This is a genomic window from Melghiribacillus thermohalophilus, assembly GCF_004342905.1.
Lineage (GTDB): Bacteria > Bacillota > Bacilli > Bacillales > Alkalibacillaceae > Melghiribacillus > Melghiribacillus thermohalophilus.
Genome location: NZ_SMAN01000035.1, coordinates 1 through 16,006 on the forward strand (window position 1 = coordinate 1; position 16,006 = coordinate 16,006).

The window sequence follows — 16,006 nt, forward strand, 5'->3', positions numbered from 1 at the left end:
TCTATTTTTGGTACGCATAAATAATCACCAACTTAAATAAATTTCAGGTCTATTATAACCTAAATTTAATGTTGGTGTTATTTATTCCGTCTAAGTTTTTTTTGAATATTATTTGGCAGCGTTTATGGCAGCGATTAAACGGTTTTCAATATCCTCAGCTATACGTATTAATTTTGTATCTTCAATATGTTCCATGAATACCGTTGGTTTTGGCATACCGATCTTCGTCGTTCCCTGATCTTCATAAACTACAATCTTACATGGAAGAAAATAGCTGACTAGCGGCTGAAGTGAAAGAACTTCACTGGCAGCTTTCGGGTTGCATACTTCCAGGACACGGTATGTGTCCTGAAAGTCAAATCCCTTTTTATTCAATGTTTCCTTAATGTCGAAATCCCATAATACCCCAAACTTTTCCTTTTGCAGTTCCTCCTGAAGCGACTGGATCGCCTCGTCAACGGATTGATTGGTTTCCACTGTAAAATGAAACATTTTCCCATACCTCCTATTAGTCATTTCCTTTCCTATTATACCCATAATGGTATTACAATTAAACGAAAAACAATAAACCGTAATTATTCTTATTTACAAATCGTAATGATTACGATATACTGAACTTGATCGCACGGCTGAATAAGGAGGTACACTTGATGAAAAAATTCGTATTCTTAATCAGTTTTATTCTGGTTTTCATTTTAGCCAGCTGCGGTTCGGATACGGTTTCCAAAGACAAAGACCATTCATCTGAATCTGAACCGATTGAAATATTTACAACTCTTTATCCATTAGAATTTTTAGTAGAAAAAATCGTCGGTGACACAGGCGAAGTCACTTCTATACTGCCGACAGGGGCTGATGCTCATACGTATGAACCGAGCGTAAAAACCATTGTAGACATTGCAGAAAGTGATGCATTTATTTTTATCGGCCATCAAATGGAACCTTACGCCCACTCCATAGAGGATACTTTAAAAGATGAAGACGTCTTGCTCCTTTCATTAGGTAAATATGATCAGTTATTTCAACATGAAATAGAGCATGAGGAAGATGGTCATGACAACGAGACAGATGAAGCCCATGAAAATGAAGGTGATCACGGGGAGGGGCATCAGCATGGAGATCAGGACCCCCATTTCTGGCTGGACCCTGTCCGTATGATTGAAGCGGGTGAAATTATAACGGATCGTCTGTCCCACAAGTTTCCAGCATATAAAGATGAATATGAGAAAAACTTTCAAGAACTCCAGTCAGAACTGGAGCAATTGGACCAGCAGTTCAAAGAGCTCATCCAGAACAAGAACCGAAAAACCATTCTAGTGGCCCATGCAGCCTACGGTTACTGGGAATCCCGTTATGGCATTCAACAGTTGTCTGTCCGCGGTCTATCTTCATCCCAGGAACCTTCTCAAAAGGAACTAGAAGAGATGGCCAGAGAAATTCAGGAAAAAGAGATCACCTTTATGATCCTGGAACAAAACACAGATGATCGCCTGACTAAAATGATTGCTGAAGAACTGGAATTAGACATCATCCATCTGCATAATCTATCATCTCTGACCGACAAAGAATTGAATCAAAATAAAGACTATATCACCATTATGAAAGACAATATCAATGTTCTTGATCAGGCACTGCAATAAGGGGGACTTGATATGACAGAAAATATTTTATCGGTTGAACATCTGTCCTTTCAGTACGATGAACAGCCCGTGCTTAAAGATATCAATCTTTCAATTCAAAAAGGAGAGTTTGCCGGCCTGATTGGTCCCAATGGTTCTGGAAAAACCACACTGATCAAGCTCATACTGGGACTTGAAAAAATCCAGACCGGCCAGATCCATTTATTTGGGACACCCCTGGAAAAGTTTAAACAGTGGCATAAAATTGGATTCGTTTCTCAAAAAGCTAACACGTTTAACAGGGGTTTCCCGGCAACCGTCTATGAAACGGTTGCCATGGGATTAACAGGAAAACTGGGGTATTTCAGATTTCTCAAGAAAAAAGATCAGGCAAACGTATACGAAGCTCTGTCAAACGTAGGCATGGAGAAATTTGCCGAACGCAATATCGGCGATTTATCTGGCGGGCAGCAACAGCGCGTATTTATCGCCAGGGCCCTCGTGAGCAGCCCCGAATTTCTCATATTGGATGAGCCTACAGTCGGGGTGGACACCGACAACGTAGAACGTTTTTATAAGATGCTTGCCGATCTGAATCAAAATCAGGGGATTACCTTATTGTTAATCTCCCATGACATCGGTTCCATTACAACCCATGTAACTGATCTACTTTGCTTAAATAAAACGATTCATTATCACGGAAATCCTAATAACTACCAGAACATGACCGATGAACAGAAGTCCCAATTTTACGGTCACTCCATGAACACCGTAACGCATCACCATTCATAGGAGGAGCAGCCATGATTGAAACTTTTTTAGAATTTCCTTTTTTGCGCAACACTTTATATACCGGCCTGATGATCGGGTTCATTGCCCCCCTTCTCGGCACCTTTATTGTTGTCAGGCGTTTATCCTTTATTGCAGACGGGCTCTCCCATGTGACATTATCCGGAGTCGCTTTCGGGCTCATGATGCAAAAAAAATTCGCCCTCTTGATGATCTCACCTTTTTATACAGGGATTGCCTTTGCGGTCATCGGGGCGATTTTCATTGAGTATCTGCGGGGGATTTACAAAGCCTTTCAGGAAATTGCCATTCCGATTATATTATCAGTAGGGGTAGGGTTAAGTGTCATTTTTATCTCCCTTGCAGACGGGTTTAATACAAATTTGTTCGCTTATTTATTTGGCTCAGTTGCAGCGGTAAGCAGAACCGATCTATATATTATTTTAATGATCTCTGTTATTGTGGTTGCAATCGTGGTATTCTTTTATAAAGAACTGTTTGCCCTGGCATTTGATGAAGAATTTGCCAGAGCTTCCGGGATTCGCACAAAAACCATTCACATTTTGTTTATTGTTTTGACAGCACTGGTCATTTCCGCATCTATTCGAATTGTGGGAGTATTGCTGGTGTCCGCATTAATGACCCTTCCAGTTGCCGCCAGCATACGCATATCCCGAAGTTTCAAACAGGCGATCTTTTTCAGTATCTTGTTCGGAGAGGCTGCTGTTTTGATCGGACTGATCAGCGGCTACTACCTTGAAATTCCCCCGGGCGGTACCATTGTCATGACCGAGGCTCTTATTCTTCTAGGAACCATTATATTTAACAAACATATTCATTTTCTCAAAACGAGAGGGTGATGCCAATTGGGTAAAAAAGTCACAGAGGCTCTTCAAAAATTAAAACATCACGGGTATAAATACACAGACAAGCGAGAAGATATGCTGGAATTTTTCGGGAACTATGATGGTTACCGGACGGCCAGTGATGTTCAAGAATTCATGAAAGAAAGGTATGACGGAATCAGTTTCGACACGATATACCGCAATCTACACCTGTTTCATGATCTGGGAATTTTGGAAGCCACTGAACTGAATGGTGAAAAACATTTCCGCATGAAATGTGATACATCCAAGCACCATCATCACCTGATCTGTAAAGAATGTGGAAAAACTCGTGAAATCGAATTATGCCCAATGGAATATATCGAAAAAGAATTAAAAGGCTTTCGAATCGATGATCATAAATTTGAGATTTATGGAGTCTGCTATGACTGCCAGAGCACTTAATATTATTTTAAAAAACCGGTCCGAACCGGTTTTTTATTTTTTCTGGTTGCTGGTTCTGAATCTCTCTCGCGGTTTAGTCTCCTGGATAACCGTTCGCGATAAATGGGACACAATGGAGTAATAACAGAGCCAATACATATTCGGAAGTAGAAATCCAGATCTTACTTATGGCAAAATAAGAAAATGCGAATCAAAAGAGTGGGTTTTGCTTCTGCTGATCTTTTCAAATGGTTTGATATACATTGCAGGAATCCCTGTTTACAGCAACAAACATTTACTTGCTATTTAGAAATATCCGTATGGGAAGTGAGAATGATGAATTATGTCGTATGGCTATGGGTCGCCATTGGAGGAGCGGCTGGATCTCTTCTTCGGCATGGGATCAGTATCCTAATCCCTGCACAGCATGGGTTTCCCTGGGCAACCTTATCCGTTAACCTGATGGGATGCTTTTTCCTTCCCTTTGTTACTGAGGGAAAATGGATCCCACCAGATATGCAAAAACTGTTCGGTACAGGATTGATCGGCTCATTTACGACTTTTTCAACTTTTTCCGTAGAAAGCATGGAGTTGTGGGGTGATGGAAACATGGATGGATTTTGGGTTTACACAGGAGCCAGCTTGATAGGGGGAATTATGCTTAGCGCCTTATCATTCTGGATCATACACCGATATGAAAGGACATTTTCAAAGGGGGGAAAATAATGTGGCTATTTGTCGCGGTCGGGGGGAGCGCCGGGGCATTGAGCCGGGTTCTGCTGGCCCAGTGGCTGAATAAGAGGTCATTCCCTGCAGGTACCTGGATGGCGAACATAACCGGCTCCATTTTACTTGGATTTCTGGCAGCAGCCTATGGAAAGGGGACCCTTTCTGACATATGGTGGTCATTACTCGGAATTGGTTTTTGTGGATCATTTACTACTTTTTCTTCTTTTGGTGTTGAAACCGTCCACATGATCCAGCAACATCAGCTGTTGAAAGCACTTATATATGTACTCACGTCTACTTCGATCTCATTGACATTCGTTGCCCTGATATTTTTTTGTTTCCATCATTGACAACATGAACAGCCCTTTAATTTCCAGCATATTTTAGATTTTATTTATCAAAATAAGATTGCAAACATCAGGCTGGAAAAGGGTTGAACAGATATGCGGAGTTATTTGATTAAACTTTGGAATGCATTTGATCCCGTTTATTATCATTTGACACGTCTGAGATATCTGGACTCCAGACATGGTCCGAAAAAAAATGTGTTTCGAGTCCGGCTGACCCGCTACAAAGGGAAGCCAGTTACCCTATCGGATGGAACCAGCATTCAGAAAAATGATCTGCTTGTCAAAGTCCATCTTCATAATGTGAGGCTTCTGAACGAGCTGCAGTCCATAGAAAATGAAGTAAGAAGAGGACTGATTATTCATCAGCTTGTCAAAGATTCCCTTCCCGGGGTTGCCTCTTATATTTCAAGACATCGCCGACGTAATGAAATCAAAGGAATCATTGGAATTACCATGCTGTCAAAGGGAATTAAAAGACTTGGCTTTGAAGCCTACTCGATCGATCATCCTTTATATAAGATAGTGAAAAGCACTGCACTGATCCTTATTTATTTTCTTTCTTTATCCAGTCCCTCCATCGATCATTTAAAAAACTGCCCGAACCCTAAATATTTGTTTATGTCTAAGGACATGTTAATAAAAAAATACTTGAGCACCGAACACCATTGATTATTCGTAGTTAGGAGTTAAAATCATGAAAAGGGTTCTGTTTCTTCCTTTTTTGCAGATTCCTTCCGGACATCATCAGGTTGCTGATTCATTAATTGAAGGTCTCCGAATGATCGATCCCAGCATCCAGTGTGATAAAGTTGATATCTTTCAATACCGTTCAAAATGGATTGAAATGTTAAGTTCCTATATGTATCTGAAGTGGATCCATTATTTCCCTGGATTTTACAGCTGGCTCTACCACAAATCGGTCTATACGAATGTAAAGGAAAACAAACGTTACCGCCATTATGAAGCATTATTTTTAAAAGCAATGAAAAAATTGATTCATGAAAAAAAACCCGACATTATGATTTGCACCCATGCTCTTCCTTCATATATGCTCAGCCAGTTAAAGGAAAAACAAGTCGTTTCCACACCTGTGATTAATGTGTATACGGATTATTTTATCCATCAGCTCTGGGGGATCAAAGGGATCGATTTTCATTTTGTCCCTTCAAAAGAAAATAAACAATCGCTGATTGAAAAAGGGGTACATCCAGGGAGAATTTTTATTACCGGGATTCCTGTTCACCATAAAATAACGAAAACCCATGAATTTAAGTTTACGAAAAAATACCCTGAAACCATTCTCATCACCGGTGGCAATCTAGGAGTAGGATTTATGGATAGGCTCATTTCTTCCCTTGAAAGGCAATCAGCCTTTCATTACTACATATTGTGCGGAAAAAATGAACGATTATATCAAAAATTATCAGCTATCAAAGGGCCGTTCACTCCATTTTCATACATCGAAAGCCGCGAACACATGAATGAGATTTACGAAAAAAGTGATGCCATTGTAACCAAACCCGGCGGAGTAACGATTAGTGAAAGCTTGATGAAGCAGCTGCCGATCTTTGTATATCATGCCCTCCCCGGCCAGGAAGAAATAAATCTAAATCAGCTATCTCGTCTTGGAGTTGTACACCCAATCAACCAGTCAAAAACTGATCCGCAATTGGAAAAACAAATACACGCCTTTTTTTCCGACCAGCACCTAATCGATCAATATAAAGAAAACGTTCTTGACTACCACAGGGATATGGTGAATATTAATCCTCCCCATCTCCTTTATCAGCTGATGGAAAATCATGTTCTGTGAAGGAGTAGATTCTTCAATTATTGAGTTTTGTTTAATCCACAGACTTCAGGCTGATACGGGAATAAAACTGTCATTTTAGAGGAAGCTATAAAGGAAAATAATGATAAAGGAGTGAAAGGGTATATGAGCCAAAATCGGATTCGGGGAGATACGGTGCTGACTGATACAGATGTGCAGAGAGGTCATTCTCTTCCGCGAATCGGAGAAAAGGCACCATCATTCGAGGCTACAACAACCCATGGCTCTATTCGTCTGGAAGATTACAAGGGAAGCTGGCTGATTTTATTTTCCCATCCCGCCGATTTCACGCCGGTGTGTACCACTGAATTTATCGCCTTTCAGGAAATTTATCCTGAACTGAAAAAAATGAACACAGAGCTTTTAGGGTTGAGCATTGACAGTGTTCACTCCCATATAGCATGGGTACGGAATATCGAAGAAAAGTTTAATGTCAAAATTGAATTTCCGGTCATTGCTGATTTGAATAAGGATGTGGCCCATAAATATGGAATGATTATGCCGGAGGGAAAAAATACGGAAACATCCCGGGCCGTATTTGTTATTGATGGGGACCAGATTGTCCGTGCCGTTGTGTATTATCCACTCACCACAGGAAGAAATATGCCAGAATTCTTGCGGCTGATTCAGGCATTGCAAACGACTGACCAGCATGGAATCGCCACTCCAGCCAACTGGCAGCCAGGGGACAAAGTAATTGTACCACCGCCGACGACCCAGGAGCAGGCCGAAGAACGTTCAAAAGATACATCCCTGGACTGCACCGACTGGTACATCTGCAAAAAAAACATATAAATGATGTCTGTCACTTGTCGAATGGCAAGAAGGGGGTTAAAAAACCGCATGTTCATCGGAAAACTCGATGATATGCGGTTTTTGCTTAAAGATTTTTCGACAAGTAATAGGAACTCATATTTAGATTAGGAGGTGAAACAAGGTTTCGTCCTTGTTAATGGCTTTGTATTTAAAGCCCTTTTTATTGAGCCGTTCAATCAGGGATTCATAATCTTCCCGTTTCTTCAGTTCAATTCCAACCAGCGCCGGTCCGTTTTCCTTATTGTTTTTCTTTGTATATTCAAATCGGGTGATATCATCATCGGGTCCAAGCACATCATCCAGAAACTCCCTGAGCGCCCCTGCCCGCTGCGGAAAGTGCACAATAAAGTAATGCATCAGCCCCTCATAAATCAATGAACGCTCCTTGATTTCCTGCATCCGTCCAATATCATTATTTCCGCCGCTGACCACACAGACCACATTTTTCCCCTTGATCTGGTCTTTATAAAAATCGAGGGCTGATATGGGTAACGCCCCGGCAGGTTCAGCCACAATGGCATTTTCATTATAGAGTTCCAGAATGGTGGTACAAGCTTTTCCCTCAGGAACCAGTACAATTTCATCGACGGTCTGTTTACAGATGGAATATGGCAAATCCCCCACCCTTTTTACAGATGCTCCATCGACAAATTTATCGATGGAATCAAGGGTAACCACCTCGTTCTTCTCTAGGGATGTTTTCATAGCGGGCGCACCGGTTGGCTCCACCCCTATTATTTTCGTTTCAGGGCTGATACTTTTAATATATGTACTCATCCCCGAAACAAGCCCTCCACCGCCAATACTCGCAAATACGTAATCCACATCCTCTTCCATATCATTCATAATTTCCATTCCGACCGTCCCCTGACCGGAAATGACATGGGGGTCATCAAAAGGATGAACGAACACCTTCCCCTCCTCTTCACAGCATTCCATCGCTTTTTTAAAGGAGTCATCAAAGGTGTCCCCAGTGAGAATCACTTCAACATAATCCCCGCCGTGGAATTTGACCTGATTCACCTTTTGCCTTGGTGTTGTGGTAGGCATAAAAATTTTACCGTTAATTTTCATCATTTTGCAAGAATACGCCACACCCTGAGCATGGTTGCCGGCACTGGCACAGACCACACCCTTTTTCAGTTCGTCATCGGACATATTTTGAATAAAGTTATAAGCTCCCCGAATTTTAAATGAACGGACAATCTGAAGATCCTCCCGTTTTAAATAAACATTACAGTCATAGCGTTCCGATAAAATTTCATTGCGCTGCAGCGGTGTATGTTCCACTACCTCTTTAAGTACATGATGGGCAATAATAATATCTTCAATTTGCACCTGCTTCTCATTTTGATTATTTCTTTCGGTTTGCACAGCTTTCATAACATACCTCCATTCCTTTATGAATGAAATGACGGCCTTCCCGTTCTATCTGAAAGGATAGCCGATAGCTGACCAAAACATGATTTTGCTATTTTCGATATATTCTCTTTTTAACGGTGTAATACGTTAAAAAGATATGAAAACAAAAAACCTATCTCCATTAAGAGAATAGGTCGGGATACTATGTTTTCAGAATTGAAGAAGTAATCTGAATGATTAAAGTACATTATAACAATTTTTTTCAAAAATGAAACCCTTTTTTTAAAAAATAAACGATTGTGTTCCGCTTGTTGATGACATGTAACACAAATGTGATGAAGATTATACTGTACTTTTGTAATTTTTCCAACCTTTAATCGTCTTCTAAATGAGGAGGGATGGAGATGGAGGAAAACCCCATTGAAGAATGGTTCCACAACTATGAACGGGATGTGACGAGTTTTCTCATGTACTATTCTGAATCAATAGAGGTAGAAGATCTGGTGCAGGATACTTTTCTGACAGCACTCAAAAAATGGAAGACATTTAAAGGGGAATCCCCTCCTAAAACATGGCTGATATCCATTGCCCGAAACATCGCTAACGATCGATACAGGAGACAAAAGATATGGAAAAATATTTTGCATTATTTATCTAATGAACAGCAAATCGTGCCAGATGTTGAAAATAGTATTGTAAAAGATTTTGAGAAAAGACAACTTTATCAGGCCATTCAACAGCTTCCATCTAAATATAAAGAAGTTATTATTCTAAGAGGCATTCTTGAACTTTCACCCGAAGAAACAGCAAAAGTCCTTCAAGTTAAACAAAATCATGTTTATGTGCTGTATCATCGCTCATTAAAAAAGCTGAAAGACATTCTTGAAAAGGAGGAGCTGAGTAATGAATGATTATGAAGAAATCGAAAAAAGTTTAAGGAATCTCCCGAGATATTCCCTGAAAGATCACCAAAAGAAGAGGGTTTTACAGCGAATCAAAACAAATCAAATGAACAAAAAAAGACGTTTATTCCTTTACCCATCTATATCGCTAGTGATTTCCCTCGGAATCATTGCTGTTCTCATTATTAATGAATGGAATACATTGGATACCAGTATCGATCAGGAATCCAATACAGCACGTATTTCTTTCACTTCACCTGAAGGAAAAATGTTCAAAATACCAGAGTCGAATTTAACCGTACTGGGTATCGAAAACAAGGTTGGTTTTTTCTATGGGGGGTTAGGGGATCAGGAGATTCTTGCCAGAGAAAAACGGCGTCTCGCTAAAATTATGATCTTTTTCTGGGGATCCAGTGACAATCTCACAGGTCAACCTTTTCGGGTCGAAGCCCTTCATGAATCCGGGAAACAATTGACGTTGTCAGAAGGTATTTTATTTGGACCGATCTACAATGCAGATGCACACGCAGTCACCCGATTTAAACCATTCCCTAAAAAAGGTACGTGGGAACTGTCTTTCTATGTAAATGATAAACGATATGGCTCTTTTATTGCCAATGTTCTGCCACCTCCACCACAAACAGAACATTATACTTTACGAACGTCTCCCAAAGAAACAACCGTTCATCATCCTTCTGTACTATATATTGAAAGTACCAAAGAAGACCATCAGGAAATTTCGGTTGTATTGAAAAGCAAATCAGGGAAGACCGTGGATCGCGAAACCTTTCAGTTGGTTTCTACACATATTGATGCGGATACCAGAGAGACCGTATATTTATACAAGGGGAAAATAACATTTCCTTCTATAGGTGATTGGATTTTCGTAATTGATGATGAACAAACCAATCTGTTTAAAAACTAAATTTTTTTAGAACAAATGATTCGGTGCAAAAAAATATCCCTGAAGGATTTCCAATTCCTTCAGGGATATGATTAAAGGGGAGGTCAATCTCCAATGTCTCTTACGGTTATCCGGTATATCATCAATCCGACTCCCAATATCACCAGAATGATTCCTGTAGCCATTATCATTAGTACCATATATATTTCCTCATTTCCGATGGCGCTTTTCATCCCTGTCCATATATATGGTACAAAATAATGGTTAACTGTTCGTTAAGCAATTATAAATTTCACGTAAATCCTTGTGTTCGGGTTTGACCGTAATAAGAGGCCCATTACCGTATCGCTATTCCGCAACCCATCTTATCAGCCGTAAAGAAATTTTTTTGATACATTTTTTGAATCATTTCAATCAAGGTGGCAGAAAAGGGTACTCGAATATCTTACGCTGGCGAAACCTGTAATTTTAATTTAGCGGTTACGCGAAGACATCCACTGATAATAAACGGTACTGATCCAGCTGTTCTTCTTGTAGCCCACTTCTTTAAGCTCCCCGGCATATTGAAAACCAAACCGTTTATGAAAAGCAATGCTGGATCGGTTGTCAGAGGTAATCACAGAAATGACCGTATGAAAATTTCTCTCGGCTGCCTGGTCCAGTATGGCCTTCATCAACTTTCCGCCAACTCCTTTTCCCTGATAGGCACGATCTAAATAGATCGTCAACTCAGCAGTATGTTGATAAGCTTCCTTTGGGCGGTATGGACTCAGGTACGCATAGCCGGCAATGACTCCGTGTAAATCCGCCACAAGAAATGGGTATCTGGAACCCAGTTGATGATACCACCGGGTTAACTTCTCCATAGTTTGAATTTCCGTGGTAAAGGTATAGGTGGTATTCTGAATATAAAAATTCATAATGTTTAAAATCGCTTTAAAATCTTGTTCCTGAGCTTCCCGAATGATCATTTTTATCACCTGAATCATTTGTCATATGAATTATAAACTATGATAAACTATAAACAATCAACCGTATAGAAACGTTGTGATCAAATATGACAAATATTCGCTTTGCCAGAATTACAGACGCCAGAATATTAAGTCAGATTGCCATGGAATCAAAATCCTATTGGGGATACGACGATGATTTTCTGGAAAAATGCCGATATGCCCTGACGATTACCCCGAAAATGATTGTCCGTCAGCATATGTTTGTCTATGAGGATCACCACATTAAAGGCTTTTATGGCATCGATGCGGAACAATACGAACTCACCTATATGTTTGTTGATCCTGTTCAAATAGGAGAAGGACTTGGCAAACACCTTTTTTCACATGCCATCCATACCGCCAGGCAACTGGAACTTCCATACCTGATCATCCATAGCGATCCCCATGCAGACGGATTTTATCAAAAAATGGGCGCAAGAACCATCGGCGAAGTTCCATCCGAGGTCGATCCTGACCGATATTTGCCACTGTTGAAAATAGACATTCAATAGTGCACCTCAGGTTTGAATGGACATTTTCAATTAACATCTCCTGAGCATTATATTTCTGTTTTGGCAGGATTACAGAAAAACTTCATAAGACCATTTTGGTTTTGCTCTCACCTTTTATAAAACCTGGAAATAGTAAAAACCAGTCACGACAAGTTCATCATGACTGGCTTTCTCATTCTTCACCAATCCTTTTGTTCCTTTTCGACTGTTTATCTCTTTCCGAAATGGCGAATTCGCATCATTTGTGACGCCCGATGTGCACCATATTTTTCCTTTAATTCCAGACGGTCTAATTCTCTTCCCAGTTTGCGGTAACTTTTTAGCCGTTCATTTGAAAGTTCTCCATTTTGAATCGCTTCTTTTACGGCGCAATTTGGTTCAGACTCATGCTTGCAATCCCGGAATTGACATTGCTCAGCCAGCTGTTCAATATCAGAAAAGGTAGCCTGAAGGGCATCACTTCCGCTCCAGAGCTGCAATTCACGCATCCCCGGTGTATCAATCATGACTCCTCCATCCGGCAATACAAATAGTTCACGGTGGGTTGTGGTATGTCGGCCCCTGTCATCCCCTTCCCTGGTTTCCAGGGTCTTTTGCATCGCCTTACCTAGAAGCCGATTAATCATTGTGGATTTTCCTGCTCCTGATGATCCCAGTAAAGATATGGTTTTTCCTCTGGTTAAAAACCGCTCAAGCTGATCATATCCTTCGCCTGTCAAAGAATTAACCGCTATAACCGGAACACCTGGAGCTGCTTCTTCCATTGCAGTCATTTTTTCTTCGAGTTCTTCTGCAAGGTCTTTTTTGGTCAACACAATAACCGGTGAAGCACCGCTTTCATAAACAAGAGTTAAATACCGCTCCATGCGCCTTGTATTAAAATCTCGATTAAGGGCAGATACTAAGAAGACAAAGTCAACATTTGCGGCCATGACCTGAACTTCCTGCTTCTCCCCTGCCCGTTTTCTGGATAGAAGACTTTTCCGCTCTAATATGTGGTGGATAATCCCTTCTCTTCCATGATCGGTTCTAAGGAATCGTACCCAGTCCCCGACACAGGGTAAATCTTCAGGACCAGCAGCCAGATAATGGAGCTTTCCCAGTGCAATTCCTTTTATTTTCCCCGATTCAGTCATGATCGTGTAAATCCCGTTGGCAGCAGTGGATATTCTCCCTACATCATATGATTCATCTTTTATCTGATCTTGAAAAAAAGGCTGAAAACCAAGATCCGCCAGTGAATCGTTTCTCATTTCCTTCCTCCTCCATGTTCAGGAAGACCGGGTTCAGTGTAATATTCTGTACTCATCCTCCTGATAATAAACATTTATGGGTTTCGTTACTGTTAAGCTCATCAAACATCACACTCCTTACGTGAAAGTTCTTTAAGTATAGCAGATTGAACAAATACTTGAACTCCGTCTCTGAGCCGATTTTATCTATCTTGGAATATAAAAAATATACAGGGAACGCCTTTAGCTAGAGCACAATGGCCCAAGTTATGAACCTGACCACCCAAACAGGTTGTACAATGGCCCAACCCATGAGTCCAACCGCCCAAACAAGGGGCTGTATCGCCCAAGTCAGGAACCTAATCGCCCAAACATGGAGTGGAATCGCCCAACCTGAGAATCCAATAGCCCATGTTCTGGCCGCAATGGCCCAGGAAATAACCGGAACCACCCAAAGTTAGAGCGTAATGGCCAAGAAAAGATCATCTGGATGAAAAGAAGAACGTTTATTTGATAGATTTATTACAGAAAACATTTGCCTAGTATAAACCTTTCCAATCACTTGCTGATAAATAATATCTGCTCATCATAAATTCGATCATTTTTTCCTACAAACGCCTGATATGATTCATGACAAATCCACTTCTGACCATGGATGGCATTCTTACAAGACTGTAGCTTAAGTCCTGATCGGGAACATCATACTCAATCTTGTTCACGAGAAAATCAAGGGTTGCTTTCATTACTTCAATGGTGATTCCTTCTCCCGGACAGCGGTGGCCGCTGGCTGGATCTCCCCCTCCCTGGGGAATGAAATTGTACAAATTCCCGTCCCATCCCCTGAAGCGTTCCGGCTTGAACCGGTCAGGCTCTTCCCATATTCTGGGGTCATGGTTTGTTCCATAAATGTCCAAAAATACGAGCTGACCCTTTTTGAATGGATAATTTGCCCATACAAAATCTTTCCGGACAATGGCTCCCAGAAAAGGCCCAAAGGGATAATAACGCCGAACTTCATGGACAAAATATTCCAGATACTGTTTATTTCGCGAGTGAAGAATATGGGTATATTCAGGGTGTTCATGCAGGGCTAAAGCGGAAAAGGTAATGTAATTGGCAATTGCTACGATGGGACGCAAAACATTTATGAGTTCAATGGCAGCCATTCTGGGGTCCAATTGATTCCCTTCAGCATCTTTATAAAAAGCCATTTGATGGATGACCGAATGGCTGTCAACTTTCAGGGTACCACGTCGAACCTTTTTTATCATATCTTTAATCCAGGCTTCGGTTCGATTTCTGGCCATCCTTCCTTCCCAGTGGCGGGGTCCTATTGCACCAAACGCATCTACCATCGCATAAAAATCTTCTGCTCGTTTCTTTACCTCTGTATTATGCAATAGTACTCCTGCCCACCGACAGGCAACCCGACACAGCACTTCTTTCGCTTCATCAAAAAGAACTACCTCATCGGACTGTTCCCATCTTCTCGAGACGGAGTCCCACTGATTTTTTGTCATGTCCGCAAGTTCTTTCTCATGGGAAGAAGTCATGACAGACATAAACATCTGCTTGCGGTTTAAATGTTCTGCATCATCCTTTGTCTGAATGGCATTTACACCGAATAAAGACTGCTGTACACGATAAGGGGCTGCACCTTTCCTCTTAAAAAATTCCGTGTTATAAAATACCCTTGCTGCCTCTTCTCCTGTTATACATACAACCTTTTTTCCCATTACCCGGGTTTCAAAGAGATCAGACTGAAACTTTTTCATCCTGTTTGAAATAAATAAATATCCTTCTCTCAACAGTGCTGCACTATGATCTAACGTTTCTTCTTTAGGGATATTCTGCTGTTCTGTCATCGAAACCTTCTCCTTTAAGCGAATCCTTTTTCTTATGTTTAGTATGTTTCCCTTATCATGAATTAATAAAGGTGATTTTAACCATTTGCCAGTGAATGAAAGATAAAACGAAGGAATGAATTTTCTACTATTGGAACAACCTAAAAATGTTTATATCAAGATTTTATTGATGAAGGAGGATTAAAATGGGAATGTTAAGTGGAAACCCGAAAAATGAACCCCTGCACTATGGTGAAGTTTTTGGTCTATGGTCTTACCTGAACATCACTAAAGGGACAGTGGCAGGATATCAGACTGTTTTGCACCATGCCGGGGATGAAGACCTGAAAAACTTGTTAAAGGAAGCGATAGATCAGGGTAAACAAGAGGAAAACCAGATTGAAACACTTTTGAAGGAAAATGGAGTAGGGCTGCCCCCCACGCCCCCGGAAAGACCCGATGCCCGTTCAGAAAATATTCCCGCAGGCGCACGATTTTTAGATCCTGAAATCGGGGCAATGCTTTCTGCTGATACAGCAGCAGGACTCGTATCCTGCAGCAAAATGATCGGTCAGGCGGTTCGTGAAGATATTGCCATGATGTTCGGACAATTTCATACACAAAAAGCCGCCATAGGGGCAAAAGTATTGCGTCTGAATAAAGAAAAAGGATGGCTTGTACCACCTCCCCTGCACCAAAAACCTGATAATTGCTGACTTTTTCACCTCACTAAACGTCATTGAAAAAAATCCCCGGTCCATATGAACTGTACCCCGAAAAGTGGACAGTTATAAAAACCCTATGCAGCTAAGAGATGATCCCGATATTGATTCGGGGTCATCTTTTTTAATGTCCA

General features: G+C 40.9%; 18 protein-coding genes. 13 read left to right on the forward strand and 5 right to left on the reverse strand.

Annotated features, from left to right (window positions below; translation table 11 throughout):
- Positions 1-108 precede the first annotated feature (108 nt).
- The gene (locus EDD68_RS14765) at positions 109-492 is read right to left on the reverse strand and encodes a DUF302 domain-containing protein (protein WP_132373203.1); all 384 of its coding nucleotides are present in this window, start codon (positions 490-492) and stop codon (positions 109-111) included.
- Between the two features lie 158 nt (positions 493-650).
- Here EDD68_RS14765 and EDD68_RS14770 point away from each other — a divergent pair, with 158 nt between their 5' ends.
- From EDD68_RS14770 to EDD68_RS14810, 9 genes are all read left to right on the forward strand, one after another.
- Positions 651-1,640, forward strand: a complete 990-nt coding sequence (locus EDD68_RS14770; protein ID WP_132373205.1) for a metal ABC transporter solute-binding protein, Zn/Mn family — start codon at positions 651-653, stop codon at positions 1,638-1,640.
- A 12-nt stretch (positions 1,641-1,652) separates the two neighbouring features.
- Positions 1,653-2,411 (forward strand): metal ABC transporter ATP-binding protein, encoded by a 759-nt coding sequence (locus EDD68_RS14775; protein ID WP_132373207.1) that lies wholly within the window; start codon positions 1,653-1,655, stop codon positions 2,409-2,411.
- An 11-nt stretch (positions 2,412-2,422) separates the two neighbouring features.
- Positions 2,423-3,268: a metal ABC transporter permease gene (locus EDD68_RS14780; RefSeq protein ID WP_132373209.1), complete on the forward strand. Its 846-nt coding sequence runs from the start codon at positions 2,423-2,425 to the stop codon at positions 3,266-3,268.
- A gap of 6 nt (positions 3,269-3,274) precedes the next feature.
- Entirely contained in the window at positions 3,275-3,697 is a 423-nt protein-coding gene (locus EDD68_RS14785; RefSeq protein ID WP_132373211.1) for a Fur family transcriptional regulator, read from the forward strand.
- Between the two features lie 315 nt (positions 3,698-4,012).
- Complete coding sequence (crcB, locus tag EDD68_RS14790) at positions 4,013-4,402, forward strand: fluoride efflux transporter CrcB (protein WP_165902210.1); 390 nt, start codon at positions 4,013-4,015, stop codon at positions 4,400-4,402.
- On the forward strand, positions 4,402-4,755 hold the full coding sequence (gene crcB / locus EDD68_RS14795; RefSeq protein ID WP_243646889.1) for a fluoride efflux transporter CrcB: 354 nt from the start codon (positions 4,402-4,404) through the stop codon (positions 4,753-4,755). Before crcB (EDD68_RS14790) ends, crcB (EDD68_RS14795) begins: the two co-directional genes overlap by 1 nt.
- Positions 4,756-4,848: 93 nt before the next feature.
- Positions 4,849-5,424 carry a YkoP family protein gene (locus tag EDD68_RS14800; RefSeq protein ID WP_132373217.1) on the forward strand — a complete coding sequence of 192 codons (576 nt, stop codon included), beginning with the start codon at positions 4,849-4,851 and terminating at the stop codon, positions 5,422-5,424.
- 25 nt (positions 5,425-5,449) lie between these two features.
- Positions 5,450-6,568, forward strand: a complete 1,119-nt coding sequence (locus tag EDD68_RS14805; RefSeq protein ID WP_132373219.1) for an MGDG synthase family glycosyltransferase — start codon at positions 5,450-5,452, stop codon at positions 6,566-6,568.
- A 123-nt stretch (positions 6,569-6,691) separates the two neighbouring features.
- Positions 6,692-7,381, forward strand: coding sequence for a peroxiredoxin (locus EDD68_RS14810; protein ID WP_132373221.1), 690 nt, complete (start codon positions 6,692-6,694; stop codon positions 7,379-7,381).
- A 120-nt stretch (positions 7,382-7,501) separates the two neighbouring features.
- On the opposite strand, the gene ilvA is transcribed toward EDD68_RS14810, so the two are convergent.
- Positions 7,502-8,785: a threonine ammonia-lyase IlvA gene (ilvA, locus tag EDD68_RS14815; protein ID WP_132373223.1), complete on the reverse strand. Its 1,284-nt coding sequence runs from the start codon at positions 8,783-8,785 to the stop codon at positions 7,502-7,504.
- A gap of 383 nt (positions 8,786-9,168) precedes the next feature.
- On the opposite strand from ilvA, the gene EDD68_RS14820 reads away from it, so the two are divergent.
- Complete coding sequence (locus tag EDD68_RS14820; RefSeq protein WP_132373225.1) at positions 9,169-9,675, forward strand: RNA polymerase sigma factor; 507 nt, start codon at positions 9,169-9,171, stop codon at positions 9,673-9,675.
- A complete protein-coding gene (locus tag EDD68_RS14825) occupies positions 9,668-10,591 on the forward strand; it encodes a hypothetical protein (protein WP_132373227.1) in 924 nt (307 codons plus the stop codon). Before EDD68_RS14820 ends, EDD68_RS14825 begins: the two co-directional genes overlap by 8 nt.
- A 452-nt stretch (positions 10,592-11,043) precedes the next feature.
- On the opposite strand, the gene EDD68_RS14830 is transcribed toward EDD68_RS14825, so the two are convergent.
- Positions 11,044-11,559 carry a GNAT family N-acetyltransferase gene (locus tag EDD68_RS14830; RefSeq protein WP_132373229.1) on the reverse strand — a complete coding sequence of 172 codons (516 nt, stop codon included), beginning with the start codon at positions 11,557-11,559 and terminating at the stop codon, positions 11,044-11,046.
- Positions 11,560-11,627: 68 nt separating this feature from the next.
- On the opposite strand from EDD68_RS14830, the gene EDD68_RS14835 reads away from it, so the two are divergent.
- Positions 11,628-12,074: a GNAT family N-acetyltransferase gene (locus EDD68_RS14835; RefSeq protein WP_132373231.1), complete on the forward strand. Its 447-nt coding sequence runs from the start codon at positions 11,628-11,630 to the stop codon at positions 12,072-12,074.
- Between the two features lie 209 nt (positions 12,075-12,283).
- Here the strand turns inward: EDD68_RS14835 and rsgA are convergent, their stop codons facing one another.
- Positions 12,284-13,327 carry a ribosome small subunit-dependent GTPase A gene (gene rsgA, locus EDD68_RS14840; protein ID WP_132373233.1) on the reverse strand — a complete coding sequence of 348 codons (1,044 nt, stop codon included), beginning with the start codon at positions 13,325-13,327 and terminating at the stop codon, positions 12,284-12,286.
- A gap of 587 nt (positions 13,328-13,914) precedes the next feature.
- Entirely contained in the window at positions 13,915-15,171 is a 1,257-nt protein-coding gene (gene cypC, locus EDD68_RS14845) for a CYP152 family fatty-acid peroxygenase CypC (RefSeq protein WP_132373235.1), read from the reverse strand.
- A gap of 185 nt (positions 15,172-15,356) precedes the next feature.
- Here cypC and EDD68_RS14850 point away from each other — a divergent pair, with 185 nt between their 5' ends.
- Complete coding sequence (locus EDD68_RS14850; RefSeq protein ID WP_132373237.1) at positions 15,357-15,866, forward strand: DUF3231 family protein; 510 nt, start codon at positions 15,357-15,359, stop codon at positions 15,864-15,866.
- The last annotated feature ends 140 nt before the right edge of the window (positions 15,867-16,006 follow it).